This is a genomic window from Paenibacillus sp. GCM10027626 (assembly GCF_042676285.1).
Classification (GTDB): Bacteria; Bacillota; Bacilli; order Paenibacillales; family Paenibacillaceae; genus Paenibacillus_Z.
In genome coordinates this window covers 35,838-52,655 of the sequence record NZ_JBHTHC010000020.1, presented here as the reverse complement: position 1 = coordinate 52,655, position 16,818 = coordinate 35,838, and the positions used below count along the sequence as shown (strand labels likewise).

15 protein-coding genes are annotated in these 16,818 nt (G+C 51.3%); 13 read left to right on the top strand and 2 right to left on the bottom strand.

What is annotated here, in order from left to right; all coding sequences use genetic code 11:
- The first annotated feature begins 111 nt into the window (after positions 1-111).
- The 9 genes from ACFQ0N_RS29130 to ACFQ0N_RS29090 all read left to right on the top strand — a co-directional run bounded on the left by ACFQ0N_RS29130 (position 112) and on the right by ACFQ0N_RS29090 (position 10,452).
- Positions 112-2,214 carry a hypothetical protein gene (locus tag ACFQ0N_RS29130; protein ID WP_379333069.1) on the top strand — a complete coding sequence of 701 codons (2,103 nt, stop codon included), beginning with the start codon at positions 112-114 and terminating at the stop codon, positions 2,212-2,214.
- A 41-nt stretch (positions 2,215-2,255) separates the two neighbouring features.
- Complete coding sequence (locus ACFQ0N_RS29125; protein WP_379333067.1) at positions 2,256-4,139, top strand: Ig-like domain-containing protein; 1,884 nt, start codon at positions 2,256-2,258, stop codon at positions 4,137-4,139.
- 161 nt (positions 4,140-4,300) lie between these two features.
- Positions 4,301-5,491 (top strand): MBOAT family O-acyltransferase, encoded by a 1,191-nt coding sequence (locus tag ACFQ0N_RS29120; RefSeq protein WP_379333065.1) that lies wholly within the window; start codon positions 4,301-4,303, stop codon positions 5,489-5,491.
- Between the two features lie 115 nt (positions 5,492-5,606).
- A complete protein-coding gene (locus ACFQ0N_RS29115; RefSeq protein ID WP_379333063.1) occupies positions 5,607-6,683 on the top strand; it encodes a hypothetical protein in 1,077 nt (358 codons plus the stop codon).
- A 12-nt stretch (positions 6,684-6,695) separates the two neighbouring features.
- Positions 6,696-6,830: a hypothetical protein gene (locus ACFQ0N_RS29110; RefSeq protein WP_379333061.1), complete on the top strand. Its 135-nt coding sequence runs from the start codon at positions 6,696-6,698 to the stop codon at positions 6,828-6,830.
- A 133-nt stretch (positions 6,831-6,963) separates the two neighbouring features.
- Positions 6,964-8,079 carry an outer membrane lipoprotein-sorting protein gene (locus ACFQ0N_RS29105; RefSeq protein ID WP_379333059.1) on the top strand — a complete coding sequence of 372 codons (1,116 nt, stop codon included), beginning with the start codon at positions 6,964-6,966 and terminating at the stop codon, positions 8,077-8,079.
- 225 nt (positions 8,080-8,304) lie between these two features.
- Positions 8,305-9,486: an alanine racemase gene (gene alr / locus ACFQ0N_RS29100; protein WP_379333057.1), complete on the top strand. Its 1,182-nt coding sequence runs from the start codon at positions 8,305-8,307 to the stop codon at positions 9,484-9,486.
- A 330-nt stretch (positions 9,487-9,816) separates the two neighbouring features.
- Complete coding sequence (locus tag ACFQ0N_RS29095) at positions 9,817-10,098, top strand: CopG family ribbon-helix-helix protein (protein WP_379333055.1); 282 nt, start codon at positions 9,817-9,819, stop codon at positions 10,096-10,098.
- Positions 10,099-10,101: 3 nt separating this feature from the next.
- On the top strand, positions 10,102-10,452 hold the full coding sequence (locus tag ACFQ0N_RS29090; protein WP_379333053.1) for a type II toxin-antitoxin system PemK/MazF family toxin: 351 nt from the start codon (positions 10,102-10,104) through the stop codon (positions 10,450-10,452).
- 111 nt (positions 10,453-10,563) lie between these two features.
- Here the strand turns inward: ACFQ0N_RS29090 and ACFQ0N_RS29085 are convergent, their stop codons facing one another.
- Positions 10,564-11,553 carry an acetylxylan esterase gene (locus ACFQ0N_RS29085; protein ID WP_379333051.1) on the bottom strand — a complete coding sequence of 330 codons (990 nt, stop codon included), beginning with the start codon at positions 11,551-11,553 and terminating at the stop codon, positions 10,564-10,566.
- A gap of 217 nt (positions 11,554-11,770) precedes the next feature.
- Between ACFQ0N_RS29085 and ACFQ0N_RS29080 the strand changes: the two genes are divergently transcribed.
- The 4 genes from ACFQ0N_RS29080 (at position 11,771) to ACFQ0N_RS29065 (ending at position 15,443) form a co-directional block, all read left to right on the top strand.
- Positions 11,771-12,403: a YhbD family protein gene (locus ACFQ0N_RS29080; protein ID WP_379333049.1), complete on the top strand. Its 633-nt coding sequence runs from the start codon at positions 11,771-11,773 to the stop codon at positions 12,401-12,403.
- An 82-nt stretch (positions 12,404-12,485) separates the two neighbouring features.
- A complete protein-coding gene (locus tag ACFQ0N_RS29075; protein ID WP_379333047.1) occupies positions 12,486-13,166 on the top strand; it encodes a bactofilin family protein in 681 nt (226 codons plus the stop codon).
- Positions 13,167-13,186: 20 nt separating this feature from the next.
- Positions 13,187-13,858 (top strand): bactofilin, encoded by a 672-nt coding sequence (locus tag ACFQ0N_RS29070; RefSeq protein ID WP_379333044.1) that lies wholly within the window; start codon positions 13,187-13,189, stop codon positions 13,856-13,858.
- A 34-nt stretch (positions 13,859-13,892) separates the two neighbouring features.
- Positions 13,893-15,443: an MDR family MFS transporter gene (locus ACFQ0N_RS29065; protein ID WP_379333239.1), complete on the top strand. Its 1,551-nt coding sequence runs from the start codon at positions 13,893-13,895 to the stop codon at positions 15,441-15,443.
- Between the two features lie 70 nt (positions 15,444-15,513).
- Here the strand turns inward: ACFQ0N_RS29065 and ACFQ0N_RS29060 are convergent, their stop codons facing one another.
- The gene (locus tag ACFQ0N_RS29060; protein WP_379333042.1) at positions 15,514-16,779 is read right to left on the bottom strand and encodes a Gfo/Idh/MocA family protein; all 1,266 of its coding nucleotides are present in this window, start codon (positions 16,777-16,779) and stop codon (positions 15,514-15,516) included.
- Positions 16,780-16,818: the final 39 nt, after the last annotated feature.

Sequence of the window (16,818 nt, the reverse complement as noted above, 5' to 3'; positions counted from 1 at the left end):
CGCATGGAGTGAAATATATGCTAATCCAAACTAACTTTTTGTAATCGTTTCCAAACATGACCGCGGCATGGAAGCAAGAAGTACAAGAAAAATAGTGGGAGTGAATATGCGATGCGAAAGCGATTAATAGCAGGCATTCTGATTGTATGCATGCTGCTCGTAATGTCGCCTGTAATGGCGCAATCCCCGACTGGCGAAAGCAAGGAAATACAGACTCGCAACGAGTTGACAGGACAAGCTGGTCAGCTCCAGACGCTGATCATGGAGCCGAAGCCGGGACATTCCTCACAATTAACCACTTATTTGACGGCTGTACAAAGCGATATTCAATCACTGCTCTCGGCAGCGGCAATTTCACCTGAGGAAGGAGACACGATGAAGAAAAAGGCAGCATACGCCATTCGTTTGGCGCAGGACGCTGCCTTGTCCGGACGGGGCGCGTTGTGGGCAAATGCGCCGTTCCTGCTCTACGATGTACAGGCAATAAGCCCAATCAAGCGTTTGCCTGATATGCTGCCCGAGGATGGCACGATTAGCAACCGGTTATCGATGATTTCAGCGCAAGGCGAGTATGAAGCTGTATCATTCGTACTGGCTCCGCTAAGCGACGTTAATGCTGTTACCTTCACCGCAAGCGATTTGACTGGCAGCGGAGGCTCGATTCCGGCCAGCGCTATCGATCTGCGCGTCGTGAAAACCTGGTACCAAGGCGGAACAGCGTGGGCAAGCTACTTCGCCGATCCTTCCGCCTCTGTACTTACGCCAGAGCTTCTGCTGCATGACGAAAAGCTCATCCAGGTTGATCATCAGCGCAAAGGCAATTCACTGCGCATTGATTATCCATCCGGATCGCAGTATGTGGATATTTCCAATACGCCGGCGTCTCCGTTCAATCGCTACAATGAGCCTGTCGAGGACAGTCCCGTCCTGCTGCCGATTGAATTGAAGCAGGGGGAATCGAAGCAGATGTGGTTGACGCTTAAAGTGCCGAGCGAGGCGGCCGCAGGCATTTATGAAGGCAGCATTGCCATTACTGCAGACGGACAACCGGCAGGCCAGCTGGCGCTCATAGTCCGGGTACTGCCATTTGAACTGCCTGATCCGAAAACCTATTACGACCTGAATAAAGATTTTTACGCGATGCTTTATCACCAAAGCCGGCTGAAGGAGCAAACGGCGGCAGCTGGCGGCAATACAGCTTTGGTAGAGACTGTGCTGCTCAATGAATACCGCAATTTGGCCGAGCATAATTTTGTCAATATTCCAGGCCCGCTCTATGCAAGCAATACGAAAGCGATCTTTATACGGCAGCTGGAGCTGATGCAGCAGGCAGGTCTGAAGCTTGATCCGCTTTTTGGCGTAAGACAGGCGCACCCGGAATATTCCGTCTTTGTGCAGTATAACAATTATTTGAATGCCAAGAAGGTCTATGAGGCTAATCCGACCCCGGCAAACAAGCAAAAGATGGACAACTACTACAATGGATGGCGTCAAGGCGTTGACAGCTTCTTGCCGACACTGGATGAGGCGTTCCAGGTTGCTTCCGAGTTCGTCGGGCATACCAATCTGTTTTTTGACGGATGGGATGAAGCGGGATGGTCGATGCTGCAGTTCGAACAAGAAATATGGAAGTATATTCAGGAGCAGTTGGGCGGGAAGGTATTTGCTACCGGACACGCTTCTCATCTTGATTTAGAAGTGAAGGAGAATTATTTGAACTGGGTAGGCTTGCCGGAGCGGGAGCGGGCAGCACAGTGGCACGCCTTCGGGGACGACAAAATGATAACGAACTATGCTATGCCGCATACGGGACCGGAAAATCCGGATTTGATGCGCCAGCGCCATGGAATGTGGCCTTACAAAGCTAATTATGATGCTACCTATAATTATATTTTTTATGAAAACCCGACGAATATTTGGAACGATAACGCCAGCTCGGACTTCCGCGCTTTTAATCTTGTCTATCCAACAAAGACAAAGCTCATCGATACGATCGCCTGGGAAGGAATGCGGGAAGGCATTGACGATATCCGCTATGCAACCATGCTGAAGCAGACGGCAGCCGAGGCGATCGCTTCCGGCGATCCGGCGCGTTCAGCTGCGGCGAACGCTGCGCTGGACTGGCTTGAAGCGGTTGATGAGCGCTCGATCAATCAAGATTTGCTGCGTCTGGAAATGATTCAACGTATCCTTGCCTTGCTGGATCTTCAATAAAGGAGCGGCCTATTTCATTTCTATTGAAGGGATGGATGAAAATGTGGAACAAGACAAGGGGCTGGGGGATGCTGCTGCTATCCTGCGTTCTCTTGCTATCGACTTCAGCTTTTGTACAAGCAGGGTCAGGGGCTGACAATGCTGCAGCAGGCAGCAAAAAGGTGTACCGGGTTGAATGGACGGATGAGACATTAACCACGCCGGCAGATTGGCTGGCAAGCGCCTATTACAGTGACCCGGCCCACAAAGAAACCAGATTTGAAAATTATAATAACGATGCGCCAATACCGCCGGGCGGCGCCCGCGAGACTTCGTTCTATATGGCATACCGGGCTGACGGGCTCCATATGTTTTTTCAATCCGCCGAGCCGGACCGGGATGCGAACGGCGCGCTGAAGCCCTCCACACTCGAAATGTTTCTTGCTACCGGGGAAGGGGAGCTTCCGTATCATCAAGTCATTATTCCGACCTCAGGCGGAGACATCGAGTATTATGAGTGGCAGACGGAATATCGCCACAACCGTCCTCTGAAGGGAAGGATGATGATCGATTCGCAGGAAATACCGGGCGGATGGGGAACGGCAGTCGTCATTCCATGGGAAGCGGTTTACGATTATATGCCGCTTAACGGCGAAGACTGGCAGTTCAATGTGATTCGCTGGTCTCCCGTAGACGGGCAAACATGGGGAGGCAAGGTGCACCAGCCCGGAAGGTTCAATCTGCTGCGCTTTGAACCACCGACAGCTTCTCAGAAGCTGGAGATTCAAAAGCATATGCTTGTTAGCAGCTGGGAGCAGTTTCAGCTGACGGCAGCGGAGTTGACGGCTTACTGGTCCACGAACCCGGCCACGGCCGAAACGAATTTCTACCATTATGTTATTGCGCCGATGATCGCAGAGGGAGAAGCTGGCGGAGAACAGCTGGCACAGCTCGGGCAACTAAGCGCTGCACAGGTGCAGCAGCTGTATGAGCAGAATGTGCTGGATTGGATTGAGCTGCGTTATCGTGCAGACGAACAGCGCGAAATTTATTTAAAGCGTCTGCTGCTGGGAGATAATGAGCCGCCAACGGTAACAGCTGCGACGTATTCCACCGTGATCAACACAGCGGTAAGCGGTGTCGCGGACGGAAGCGATCCGGATGGCGACCGGGTGATGTATTCGCTGGGAACTGCGCCTGCCCATGGCACTGCCAGTGTCGAGGCGGATGGCAGGTGGACGTATACACCTGCTGCTGACTTTACCGGCACAGACCAGTTTACAGTCATAGCGGCAGATATGTTTGGCGCGACCGCTGAAGCGGTGATCAACCTGACAGTTGCCCCACTGCCGGAAACGGCGGCAGCCTTAAGTCCGGCTTTGCCAAATGGCAGCAACGGCTGGTATACCTCGGATGTAACGGTCACACTAGAGGCGCCTGGCGGGCAAGCGCAAATCGAATACCGGATCGATGAAGGGGATTGGATGGCGTATACCGAGCCTGTAACCATTACAGAGGAAGGCGTGCATCAATTCGAATATCGAAGTGTAACGGGAGGGCAGGCGCTTGCGCCGAAGCTGCAGACGATTAAAATCGATAAAACGGCACCGCTGCTCACCGTCACGCTGGATAAAACGGTATTGAATCCGCCTAACCATAAAATGGTACCGATCCATGCTACGCTGCACTATGAGGATGGGCAATCCGGAATTGCTTCGGTTGAGCTTGTATCCGTAACGAGCAATGAAGCCGATAATGGCAAAGGCGACGGCAATACGAATAACGATATTCAAGATGTAGAGCTGGGTACAGAGGATACGAGCTTTAGTCTGCGGGCCGAGAGAGCGGGCGGCGGACAGGGACGGATCTACACGGTGACGTACAAAGCGACAGATATGGCGGGACTGACGACGGAAGCGTCGGCGATCGTTACGGTACCGCATTAATATGCAAGAGCCTGAGGAGGCCGCTGCCATCCTTGGGCTCTTTTTCTTTCATAAGAATTAAGCAGAAAAAGTTAAGAAAATGTTAATCCGCCTTCTCACAATTCATTAAGTATTCTCCCTTAATGTGAAGGGGTACATTCAGATGAGAAGAGGAAGCAACGATGTTTTTGACAGATGCTGGCTACTGGTTATTTGTACTTGTTATGCTGATTTGCTACTATGTGCTGCCCGTTGTTTTGAGACCGTGGGTGCTGGTAGGCGCCGGCATTATTTTTTATATCGTTTATACACCGCAGTACGCATTGCTGACGATTGTGCATATTTTGATTATTTATGGGCTGGTCCGGCTCGCATGGCAGCGGCAAGACAAAAAAACTTTCTTTACAGCCGCCTTGCTGCTTGCAGCGCTTGCCCTGCTTTACTTCAAATACAGCGGCATGATCGTCGATTCCGTTAATTCGATCCTTTCACTTTTTTCCCGGGCCTCATTGCCGCGTATTGAAACGGTTATTATTCCGTTAGGCTTGTCTTATTTAACCTTCGAAATGATCCATTATATTGTAGAAATGCGCAGAGGGAATTTGCCTGAACATCGAATGAAGCATTTTTTAAGCTTTGTACTATTTTTCCCGACTTTGGTCGCCGGGCCAATCAAGCAGTTTCAGCACTTTTATCCGCAATTGGCAAACCGCTTTGAGTCGCGCAATCTTGCAGCGGGCGCTTACCGCATTTTAATCGGACTTTTCAAAAAGCTCGTCATCGCAGATACACTCATGCTGTTTGTCGAACCGCTGCATGATGGGGCGAGTATTGCTCAATCACCTATTTCTGTTCTGTGGTTGGGTCTGGTTGCCTATTCTTTTGTGATTTATTTGGATTTTTCTGGATATTCCGACATTGCTATAGGCACTGCTAAGCTGTTCGGCATTACGATACCGGAGAACTTCCGCTGGCCGTATTTGAGTAAAAATATAGCGGAATTCTGGAATCGCTGGCATATTTCGCTTGGCAAATGGCTGACGGCCTATGTTTACTTTCCGCTGGGGGGCAGCCGGGGCTCGCAGCTGCGTACTTGCTTCAATTTAATCGTTACTTTAGGGGTTTCCGGATTATGGCATGGAGCAGGTTGGCATTTTGTTGTCTGGGGACTCTGCCATGGGGTTATGTTGGCGGTTCATCGTCTGTACGCCAAATTGCTCAAGCCGAAGCTGAAGATCCCAAAGCGAATGGCTCCGTTTACGAACGGTGCAGCTATGCTGCTGACCTTCTCGTTAGTCGTCATTACGCGTGTGTTTTTTATTTTGCCGCTTGTCGATGGCATGCAACTGTTGCAAAAGTTATTTCTGTTTTAGCTGGAGGTGAAAGAGTATGCGTGAACGTCTGTGGCAGGAGCTAAAGTCTAAATTACGGCCAACCTGGCCCCGCATCATGTTGATTATCGTACTGGTTATAGGTGGTTTATCCTTGATGACACTAAAGTTTCAGCAGCGGGTTGACGAGATTCGCGACGATGTCAAGCAATATACGGAAGGTGAGCTGCGTGTCCCGCCGTCGGATTCGATCATCTATACGCCTTTATACATCGATATTTTGAAAGAACAGCGGAAGGATAAGCCGCGCATTGGCCTGTTTGGTCCTTCGACAGTCTACGGAACGACAGTTAAGAAGGGTGAAAATACGACTGCCGGCGTATTACAGGCGGAGCAGCCGGCCTACAAGGTGGCTAATTTAGGCTTGACCGGGGCGCGTTTTACGGAAACCTATGCGATTTTGTCCGATGTCATCGATTCGATCGACTATGTCGTCTATGAGATTAATTACGGCATTGCCGTCATAAGCGACCAGGAAAGCGAAGTAACGGTCTACCCGCAGCTCGTCGCCAAATTGGGACATCCCGGCTTTGATGAATGGACGGCAGCATTTCCCGAAAAGCAGAATGAACAAGCGCGATCGCAATTTCAGCAGGATGTGGAGCAGCATGTCTTGAATGAGTGGCCGCTATATAGAGACCGGGACTTGCTTTCCTTCGATCATTTGAAAACCCGGACCACAAAAGAAAGGCTGCGCCGCATCTATCAGAAATGGGCGGATGGGCAAGGCAGCGAAAGCGGCATGCAGCCGGAGCTGACTACCGCTTACGTGGCTATGACAAAGGAGCAGCAGGCAGCGGTTAATGATCATTTTAAGGAACTGTATGCATGGAAGCGTCCGTTCGATCCCAAGCATAGCTTTGGCTTGTATGCCATGGAACAAACGCTAAAGCTGCTTAAGCAGCACGGCAAAAAGGTGTTGTTCTACACGGCGCCGCTTGACCGCGAGCTGATTGACCGGGAGCAGCTGCTGGATTGGCAGGAGTACAGCACCGTAATGGCCGCCTATCGCCAATTAATCGAATCGTACAATTACGCACTTGTAGATTTTAATCAGGATGGCTTAACCATTAGCCATCAATATTATCACGATCCTTCGCACTTATTAGATGAAGGAAGCAAACAATTCGGACAAATATTAGCCCGGAAAATAAGGCAGCAGCTGCTGCCATAAGGAGGATGAAGCATGCTGCGCAAATATATCCCGCATATGCTGACATTGGCAGTCGATCTTGTCTATACAGTTACGGTGATCGTCATCATCTTGGGGATTATTATGTTCTCCGGCGATTCCACTGAATTTATCTATATGAAGTTTTAGCAGGAAATATTGCACAACAAAATTTGGACATACCGGAACTAGTCCGCATAAATGTCCAAGACCCCTCATAAACATGTTAGCAGTCGAGTGTACACGGCTATCATTTAAAACGTGGAAATGAGGGGTGGATTTCATGCGTCGTCGAATCAGTCTACTTATCGCCGTTCTGATATGCGCCGGAGCGGTGCTCGCCGCTTGCGGCACGAAGGACGCGGAATCGGTAGTTAAGGAATTGGACAAAGTTGTGAGCAATATGGAAAGCTATCATGGGAAAGGTAAAATGATTCTTCATACTGGACAGCAGCCTCTCGAATATCAAGTTGAAGTTACTTATCAAAAGCCGGAATATTACCGGATTAAACTGACTAATGCCCAGAAGGATATTACGCAAATTGTACTGCGGAATGACGAAGGTGTGTTCGTTCTGACTCCGCGGTTGAATAAAGTGTTCCGTTTTCAGAGCGAGTGGCCGGCTAATCAAGGCCAGGTCTATCTGTATCAGACTTTGGTGCAGAGCATTCTCAATGACAGCACGCGCCAATTTGTGATCGATGGTAACGCTTATGTGTTCGATGTCATGGCCAACTATCATAACGCCTCACTGGCCCGGCAAAAAATATGGCTCGACAAAACGACCTACCGTCCAATGAATGTTGAAGTCAGCGATTCGAATTCGACGGTCATGGTTCAGGTGAAATTCGACGAGTTTGAATTTGACAAGAAGTTTGATAAGAGCGAGTTTGATACACAGCGCAACATGGGCGGCGCGGCGGATAAGCCGACAGTGGCGACGCCTGACAGCGAGGGTGATGTGTCCGTTATAGAAGGCGATGATACGCCGCATAATGTGGGCGTGCCTACTGAGGAAGGAACGGAAGAAGGAAGCGAGACATCGGCGCCGGCCAAATTTATACCGAGAGAGCCTTCTTATGTTCCGGAAGGAGTGTCCTATCTGGATTCGCAAACTGTAACCTTCGGCGGCCAGCCGGGAATTGTACTTCGTTATACGGGAGAGTACGACTTCTCGATCCTGCAGACTCAGCCGGCAGATGTGGCCGCTTCTCTGGTTCCAGGGGTGGCAGTCAGCTTGGGCTATACGGTTGGTCAAATGACAGGCGACGAGGAAGGCCAGCTGAAAACTTTGACCTGGACCTATGATGGCATTGAATACCGCTTGTCCAGCAGTACAATGCCGGAGACGGAAATGATTTTGGTCGCGCAATCGGTGCAGGAGGAAATGGGGAAATAAGCAGCTGAAATCATTACCAGCAAGGAAATTGCAGCAACAGTCCTCTAATTCATTGACAGCCGAAAGCCGTAGCGTATAACATAAGGGCTATAGGTTTATTGATGAGACGGAGCAATAGCGACTCCGTACTCGTATCGTCTTTTGACCCGGGGTGCGGGGAATTCCTCCCGTGCCCCGGGTTTATATGCGGATGCAGATACGAGGGACAGAGGAGAAGATGTTACATTGACGGCATATTATCGTCCTACGAGAGTGGAAGTTTCACTTGATGCGTTACGAAGCAATATTGAAGCTTTTCGGTCAGCTCTCCCGGCTGAAGTGCAACTTATGGCCACGGTCAAAGCCGATGCTTACGGTCATGGCGCAGTAGCTGTTGCCCGGGAGGCAGAGCGCTGCGGTGTTGATTATATGGGTGTCGCCTTTCTGGACGAAGCGATTCAGCTTCGCCGCGCAGGCATTGTCACGCCAATACTTGTGCTTGGCTACGTGCCTCCTGAAGGTCTTTCGATCGCACGTGAGCTGGATATTACGATCGCTTTATTCCGGGAGGATATTATCGAGGCGGCAGCGGCATTGCCCCCGCTGGACGGGCGGCGGCTGCGCGTGCATGTGAAGATCGACTCGGGCATGGGGCGGCTGGGACTAATGCCAGGTCATGAAGCGGCGAGCTTTGTCGCCAAAGCGCATGACACGGCCAATTTGCATGTTGAAGGCATATTCACTCATTATGCGAAAGCGGATGAGGCAGATAAGCAGTATACCTCTGAACAATATAAGCGATTTGCGGCATTCGTTGATGAACTTAGGCAATTAGGCTATCCCGTTCCCTTGGCGCATGCGGGCAATAGCGCGGCCGGCATAGATACACCCGAATGGGCCGGCGGGATGGTTAGGCTTGGCATCAGCATGTATGGGCTTTATCCGTCTACAGAAGTGAATCGGGAGCGAATTAGTCTGAAGCCGGTGCTTTCCTTGAAGACAGAGGTAGTAATGGTCAAGCAGGCTCCGCCTGACTGGGGTGTCAGCTACGGAACCAAATATGTCACGACGTCGCAGGAATGGATTGGCACGCTGCCGATCGGCTACGCTGACGGCTACAGCAGAATGCTGAGCGGCAAGGTGGAAGCGCTCATACGCGGCCGGCGTGTTCCTGTACTGGGGACGATCTGCATGGATCAATGCATGATCGCGCTGGATCACGTTGCAGAGCAGGGCGGCGATCCCGTTACTGCAGGCGAAGAGGTCGTGCTGATCGGCGCTCAGGAAGGAGCGGTCATCAGTGCGGACGAATTGGCGACCAAGCTGGGGACGATCAATTATGAGATTACTTGCATGATGGGGGCGCGCATGCCGCGTATCTATATAAAGGATGGAGCAGTAGCTGGCATTATGAACACCCTTTTATAAGGGGCGACTGTCTGCAGGGGAATTTTACCACAAGATAATTCATTTTTTTAAAAGGATATCTTGTGTTTAAGCGCGAATTATAGGTTAGCGCGAATTATGTGTTTAAGCGAGTATAAATGGATAATCTATCATCAGTTGCAGCATAGTTCACCTGCATGCTGCATATCTATTGATGGTGTATATTTCAAAGTGAACCATGAGATACTAGTAGTACTAACGTTTGGATTCAGACCTGTTGCGATCAGGAGCAGGCTTTCAATTATTTAACAGAGCAAGACCCGGCTGCCGGTTAGGCAGGCGGCTTGCAAGTGCGTTGGAGGTGCAATGTTGGTGGCCAATTTACAGAACACCAAGAGGATTATGATTAGTTTGCCGGATCATTTGCTGGAGGAGGTCGACGGCATAGTCGCAAAGGAAAATTCAAACCGAAGTGAATTTATTCGTCAAGCAATGAAATTGTACTTGGTGGAGCGGAAAAAGCGTCAGATCCGCGAATCGATGCAGCGCGGGTATTTGGAAATGGCCAAGATTAACCTTGGAATGGCGTCAGAAGCATTTCAGGCGGAGGAAGACGCAGGCGATACGCTTGGCCGACTTGTAAGCGGGGTGTAGAGCGTGATCGTAAAACGCGGTGATGTGTTTTTTGCAGACCTGTCTCCGGTTGTCGGCTCAGAGCAGGGCGGAGTGCGCCCGGTTCTCGTCATTCAAAACGATATTGGCAACCGTTTCAGTCCCACAGTTATCGTGGCAGCGATAACAGCTCAGATTCAAAAGGCAAAGCTGCCGACGCATGTAGAGATTGATGCCGTATCGCACGGTTTCGACCGGGATTCTGTGCTGCTGCTGGAGCAAATTCGTACGATTGACAAACAGCGACTGACAGATAAAATTACACATCTCGATGATGAGATGATGCGTAAAGTAGATGAAGCGCTGCAAATCAGTGTCGGTTTGATCGACTTTTAATGGCTGCATGCTTGTAAAATAGCCGTAGGTAGGGATACTGACCTCTTTACGAGGCCAGCGCTTCTACCTACGGCTATTTAAATATATGTACGACCGCTTGCAAGGGCGGCGTTAGCCGTTTTCTTGTTGGCGTTCAGGGAAAAAATGCCGGGTAATAAACTCGAGCGCCCGCCGATTCTGATAGCCGACAACCGCATGGCCTGTGAACGGATAAACCTGTATCTCCTTGGGAGAGGTAATCCGATTATACGCGGCAAAGATCATTTCCGGCATTGAGATCGTATCCTTCAAACAGCAGGACACAAGCAGCGGGATTTGAATGCGGTCAGCCAAGTTCATCACATCAAAATAACTGAGCGTATCCAGTACGGCTTCCAGCTGATCAGGGAAGCGTTCCAGGAAGCGGGCGGCTTCTGTCACTGACCCGGTTGAATTGAGGATGCCGTAATCCATATGACACATATTAGGGATGTCTGCGATCGCGATGGCCGGTTTATCCGATAAAGCGGCTGTAACTAATACAAGGCCTCCGCCCTGGCTGCCGCCGTAGGCGACAATGCGCTCCGGATCTACTTCGGCTTGCGCGGCGGCCCAGTCCAGCGCCTTCATTGCATCGATTGTAATCGCTTTATAATAGCAGTTGTCTTTGTCCAAGATACCTTGCGTCATCCAGCCGGCGGTCATTCCGAATTGCTGCGGCAGCAGATTTCCGGTCTCGCCGCCTTGCCCCCGGATATCGACTGCAAATACGGCCATGCCCATTAAGGCGAACTGCGCATATTGCTCGGGATAGCCTTTGCTTCCTGTATAACCGTGAAAATGAACGAGACAAGGAAGCTTCTCCTGCTTGGCGAAACGGGGAACGATAAACCAGCCGGCGATCGGGGTATCGTCATAGCCGTTATATTCGACCTTGAATACATCAACGTAAGGCATCGGGCTTGGCTGCGGCTTGCGCATGGCCTGCAAAGGGCGGCTAGCGGCTTGCTGCAGCGCAGTCTTCCAAAATGCCGAAAAATCATCTTTAGCTGTCAGGGGCGGCATAAATTGTTCCAGCTCGGCAATCCGCCGCGAGACAGCATGATTTGCTTGCTCTGTCATGATAAAAATCCCTCCCAGTCAGTAGTATAGCACGGTAATCATCTTATGGACGAAAAAGTTGGTCAAGCTCCGTCTGCAGACCGAGTTTATTTTACATCCGCCGACGCTGTTGATTTAGGAAATAGCTGCGTATACTGATGAATAGCTGGCGGGAAAAATTTTTTTATTTATAGCGTAACAATGTTATGTTACGTTTGGGTTAGTGGAGGAGATTGGCATGGATACTGAACTAATTTCCAAGAAAGAGCTGCTGGAAGCGACCGGTATATCTTACGGCCAGCTATATCGTTGGAAACGGAAGAAGCTCATTCCGGAGGAGTGGTTTATCCGCAAATCAACATTTACAGGCCAGGAAACCTATTTCCCTAAAGGCGAGATTTTGTCCAGGGTCAGTAAAATTATTGCGATGAAGGATGAGCTTTCTCTGGATGAGCTGGCAGGCAAGCTATCGCCAGTGCTGTACGATTTGCATTTGCCGCGGGAGGAAATTGTTCGCCGTAACATTGTTACAGCGGTTGCGATGGAGCGTCTGGGCGCTGTCGCAGCAGCGCAGCCGGCTTCGGCGGACTATTCTTTCGAAGCAATGCTTTACATGTATGTTGCGGACCGGCTGCTGCAAACCGGGGAGATGAGCCTGGATGAGGGCGAGCAGTTAATACGGACGCTGCGCAGTCATTTTGAGAAGTTTGAAGGCAGAAGCAGTGATCTTGTTTTTGTTCGCAAGCTCGGAGTTGCATTTTTCATGCTGATCGCGTCAGCCAGCGAGTTTTATAGTGATGAGCAGGCAAAAATTGTTGCACGGATTTCGCTAATGGAGAGCATGGAAAAGTTGAAATTGAAGCTGTCTTAGGTTATGCTTCCAAGTTGGCGGTTGAAAATGGCCGGCTTAGACGACGAGGCATAGCTCCATTCGTGAGGAGGGGGAATGCTGGATGACGGGAGATACTCGCCCTGATTTGAAAATTATTGGCGTTGGGGGCGCATCAGGCGGAAGCTTTAGGCATGTCACCATTGATGGGGTAGGCAAAGTTGACGGCGGACTGCAGTGCGAGCAAGCGGTTATAAATGGCGTCGCTACGATTCGCGGAGAGATTGCGGCAGAGCATCTCGATCTCAACGGGAAAATGTCTGTGCAGGGTAATCTGGTTGCTGCAGTGGCTGCGATTGAAGGTCATATTAAAGTTAGCGGCAAGCTGGAGTGCGATCAGGTCAAGCTGTCAGGAATTATGAAGCTGCAGGGCGACTGCGAAGCGGAGTTTTTTACCGCGCGGGGCAGTTTTGAAATTACCGGCATGCTGAATGCCGGCGAGATAGATATCATTTTGCACGGGCCAGGCGAAGCGGTCGAAATAGGCGCTGAGCGGATACGGGTCAGCAAGAGCGACAAGCAGACATGGAGCAAGTGGCTGAAATGGCTCATACCATCCTTTAATCCTCATTTGACGGCGGCCGTTATAGAAGGGGATGAAGTGCAGCTTGAGGCTACGAGCGCCAAAGTCGTGCGCGGCAATCGGATTATGATCGGAGCGGATTGCAGCATCGGCCGCGTAGAGTATCGAACCGAGCTTATTATTCATCCTAATGCTAAAGTAGCGGAGAAAATCCAATACTAGCCATCGAAGGAGGCGGCGGTATGACATCGACAACAGCCGGCAATTTGAAAATAATCGGAACAGGCCAAGGAACAGGCGGCAGCTATAACAACATATCCATAATCGGAGAAGCGCAGCTGGATGGAAGTCTGGAGGCGAATAGCTTCAAATGCACCGGCAATAGCAAAATTAACGGCTCATTAACGACGCTGGAATTTCGGCAGCAGGGAGAAGTGGCGCTGCAGGGAAATTTGGCTGCCCGGCGGATGAAGGTGATGGGAGAGCTGAAAATTCGCGGCAATTTGCGTGGCGAACAGCTGCTGGTTCGTGGTATGCTGGAGGCTGCCGGAAGCTGCGAGGCGGAGCAATTGAGGGTGCATGGGGCATGCAGCATCGGCGGCATGCTCAATGTGGAGCAGCTGGCGATACGTTTATACGGCCCAAGCTGGGTAAAGGAAATTGGCGGCAGACAGATTCAAGTCCGGCTTAGCAGGTGGAAGGGATTGACCCAGTGGTTTACCGCCCAAGGAAAGCAGGAGCTGACAGCGGAAATCATCGAAGGCGATGATATCTATATCGAGTACACCCATGCCAAGCTGGTCAGAGGCGACCATGTCGTTATTGGACCCGGCTGTCAAATCGGGATGGTCGAATATCGCAAAACATTCAAACAAAACAAGAGCGCAATTGTGCGCCATCACTATAGCATTTAGTCTCAATCCGGTAAAGAAGGAGTCAACGAGGATGATGGTTCAACAACAAAGCAGGCTCGGGTTCGTTGTTGCTGGTCTGCTATTAGGCATTTTTGTAGCCTCGATCGATAATACGATTGTTGCTACTGCAATGGGGACGATCGTCGGCGAGCTAGGCGGCATCGACAAATATGTATGGGTGACCTCGGCCTACCTGGTGACGGAAATGGCGGCCATGCCGATTTTCGGCAAATTGTCGGATATGTATGGGCGGAAGCGATTTTTCGTATTTGGCATTTTCATGTTTTTGCTCGGTTCTGTACTATGCGGCACAGCAACAAGCATCGTTGAGCTGAGTATTTATCGCGCCATTCAGGGCATCGGCGGCGGAGCGCTTGTACCGATTGCCTTTACGATCGTGTTCGACGTGTTTCCCCCGGAAAAACGCGGCAAAATGGGCGGATTGTTCGGTGCGGTCTTTGGCACCTCGAGCCTGTTCGGCCCGCTGGTCGGCGCTTATATTACCGATCATATTGAATGGCGCTGGATTTTCTACATTAATCTGCCGATCGGTTTGATCGCTCTGGCGCTTGTATACTTTAACTACAAAGAGTCGATGGAGCATTCCAAACAGCGCATTGACTGGTGGGGAGCGACTACGCTTGTCGGCGCGGTCATCTGCCTGATGTTCGCGCTTGAGCTTGGCGGTCAAGAATACGCCTGGGATTCTGCCGTCATACTTGGTTTGTTCATTGCAGCGGCTGTGCTGCTTATCTTCTTCTTATTCATCGAGACAAGGGCGGCTGAGCCGATCATTTCCTACTCGATGTTCCGCAAACGATTATTTGCGGCCAGTACAATGACAGGTTTGCTATATGGCGCAGCCTTTATTACATTCGCGATGTATATTCCGATGTATGTGCAGGGCGTTACGGGTGGTTCGGCAACCAACTCCGGTCTTATTCTGCTGCCAATGACGCTGGCATCGGTAGTTGCTGCGCAGATGGGCGGTATTTTATCGGCGCGTACGTCTTATCGCAACATTATGATTTTCTCCGGAATTGTTTTTATTCTGGGAACCTTCCTGCTTGCGACGATTACCCCCGATACGCCGCGCTGGCTATTGTCCGTCTATATGGCCGTTGCCGGCTTCGGCGTGGGCTTCTCGTTCTCGGTGCTCGGGATGGCGGGCATTCACCACTTTGATATGCGGCAGCGCGGTTCGGCCAACTCGACGCTCGCCTTCGTCCGCTCGCTTGGCATGACAGTCGGTTTGACTGTGTTTGGCATTGTTCAGCGCAACCTGCTGAGCGGCAAGATGGCAGACGCCTTTGGCGGTGCGGGAATGGCGGCCGGGGCGCCGGGCGGTTCTTTTGGCGATGTTAAGGAAATGCTGACACCGGAAAAGAGAGCGAAGATTCCGCCGGAAATTATGGATAAAATCGTCGATTCGCTCTCATCGTCAATCTCCACGATGTTTATGTGGGCACTTTTGCCAGCTTCGCTGGCCTTTGTGGCAATCTTGTTTATGGGCAATGCCCGATTGCTGGTGCCGGGCAAAGGGGAGAAAGAAAAAAACAAGGCAGCAGTTCCGCAAACTGAGTAAGTGTATAGAGTAGGGAAAAGCACACTAGCATGGCCTTAGCGCCGGGCTAGTGTGCTTTTTGTTCATGAGTTCATGAACCGCTAAACGAAGCGGCGAATTCGCGCATATCGACTACGCGGCCCGCCATTCTGGACTCCTCGGCTGCAAATGCCATCAGATGGCTTTGCACGGACTTGGCGGCAGAGGTCAGGCTCTCCTGCTGCCCGCCATCCTGCACCAGCTTCAGAAAGTCGCGCATCAGCCCGTAATCCCCTCCGCCATGGCCGACATGACCGCCGGCAGCTTCCAGGGCAATTCGTTCGGGCTCGCTGCCGCCGAAACGAATAAGTTCGATTTCGTTCTTTTCCATCGCACCGCGAATTTCGCCGCGTGTGCCCATCAGCTTGATTGTGCGGCTGCATTCCTGGGTAAAGGCGCTCATAGTAAATGCGGCAGTCACCTCATTGTCAAACAGCATATTGACTACCTGATGATCGACGACATCGTTGCTGCAGTGGTAGACGCAGCGGCCGTACGGGCCTTCCTCCAGCGCCTTCAGGCGCGCCTCCCGGCTCGGATCGTCGCTGATCGCCAGTGCCATCCAGCCGGCCTGCTCGGTTAAATAGACATCCGGTGCATAATAGAGACAGGTGTCGGCGGCAGGGCAGCCGTCTGTACAGCGTTTTGGCGCTCCTGCCGGAGCGTTATCGGCCGTGAAATGCGATAACGTCCCGAAGGAGGAGATGCGGGCGCAATCGGCGCCGGCCAGCCAAAGCAGTATGTCCATGTCGTGACAGGATTTTCCAAGTATCATCGGGCTTGACGCTGCTGTGTTGCTCCAATTGCCGCGTACAAAGCTGTGCGCCTGATGCCAGTAGCCGACGTTTTCATTGTGCTGGATCGACATTAGCCGACCGATAGCGCCTTCCTCGAGCAGCCGCTTGATCGTGCCGAAAAAGTTAGTATAGCGCAGCACATGGCAGATGGAGAAAATGAGCCCGGCGCGCTCAGCTTTTGCGCCCATGACGACGCATTCCTGCGGATCGGGCGACATCGGCTTTTCCAACAGTACGTGGTAGCCCGCATCCAGCGCAGCCATCGTCGGCTCAAAGTGCATCTTGTCCTGTGTGCAGATCAGCACGGCATCGGCCAGCTTCGGCCGGGCAAGCAAATCGCGCCAATCCGTAAAACACATCGTTTCATCGATGCCATGCCGTTGTTTTAGCATTTCCACACGGTCCCTGTTCGGATCGGCCACGGCTACAAGCTGCATTTCCTCCGGATGCTCCAGTGCAAAGTTGGTATAGTTTTGCCCGCGCAGCCCGGCCCCGATGAGTGCCACTTTTACTTTTTGCATTTCGTCAGCTCCTTGGTTTCTTGGACGTTACGTTCCTGC

Bases quoted from the DNA above. Each gene is read 5' to 3' on its own strand.
- ACFQ0N_RS29080 (WP_379333049.1), top strand. From the start codon at position 11,771: ATGGATACTGAACTAATTTCCAAGAAAGAGCTGCTGGAAGCGACCGGT.
- ACFQ0N_RS29065 (WP_379333239.1), top strand. From the start codon at position 13,893: ATGGTTCAACAACAAAGCAGGCTCGGGTTCGTTGTTGCTGGTCTGCTA.
- ACFQ0N_RS29105 (WP_379333059.1), top strand. From the start codon at position 6,964: ATGCGTCGTCGAATCAGTCTACTTATCGCCGTTCTGATATGCGCCGGA.
- ACFQ0N_RS29085 (WP_379333051.1), bottom strand. From the start codon at position 11,553: ATGACAGAGCAAGCAAATCATGCTGTCTCGCGGCGGATTGCCGAGCTG.
- ACFQ0N_RS29110 (WP_379333061.1), top strand. From the start codon at position 6,696: ATGCTGCGCAAATATATCCCGCATATGCTGACATTGGCAGTCGATCTT.
- ACFQ0N_RS29060 (WP_379333042.1), bottom strand. From the start codon at position 16,779: ATGCAAAAAGTAAAAGTGGCACTCATCGGGGCCGGGCTGCGCGGGCAA.
- ACFQ0N_RS29130 (WP_379333069.1), top strand. From the start codon at position 112: ATGCGAAAGCGATTAATAGCAGGCATTCTGATTGTATGCATGCTGCTC.
- ACFQ0N_RS29120 (WP_379333065.1), top strand. From the start codon at position 4,301: ATGTTTTTGACAGATGCTGGCTACTGGTTATTTGTACTTGTTATGCTG.
- ACFQ0N_RS29125 (WP_379333067.1), top strand. From the start codon at position 2,256: ATGTGGAACAAGACAAGGGGCTGGGGGATGCTGCTGCTATCCTGCGTT.
- ACFQ0N_RS29115 (WP_379333063.1), top strand. From the start codon at position 5,607: ATGACACTAAAGTTTCAGCAGCGGGTTGACGAGATTCGCGACGATGTC.
- ACFQ0N_RS29075 (WP_379333047.1), top strand. From the start codon at position 12,486: ATGACGGGAGATACTCGCCCTGATTTGAAAATTATTGGCGTTGGGGGC.
- ACFQ0N_RS29070 (WP_379333044.1), top strand. From the start codon at position 13,187: ATGACATCGACAACAGCCGGCAATTTGAAAATAATCGGAACAGGCCAA.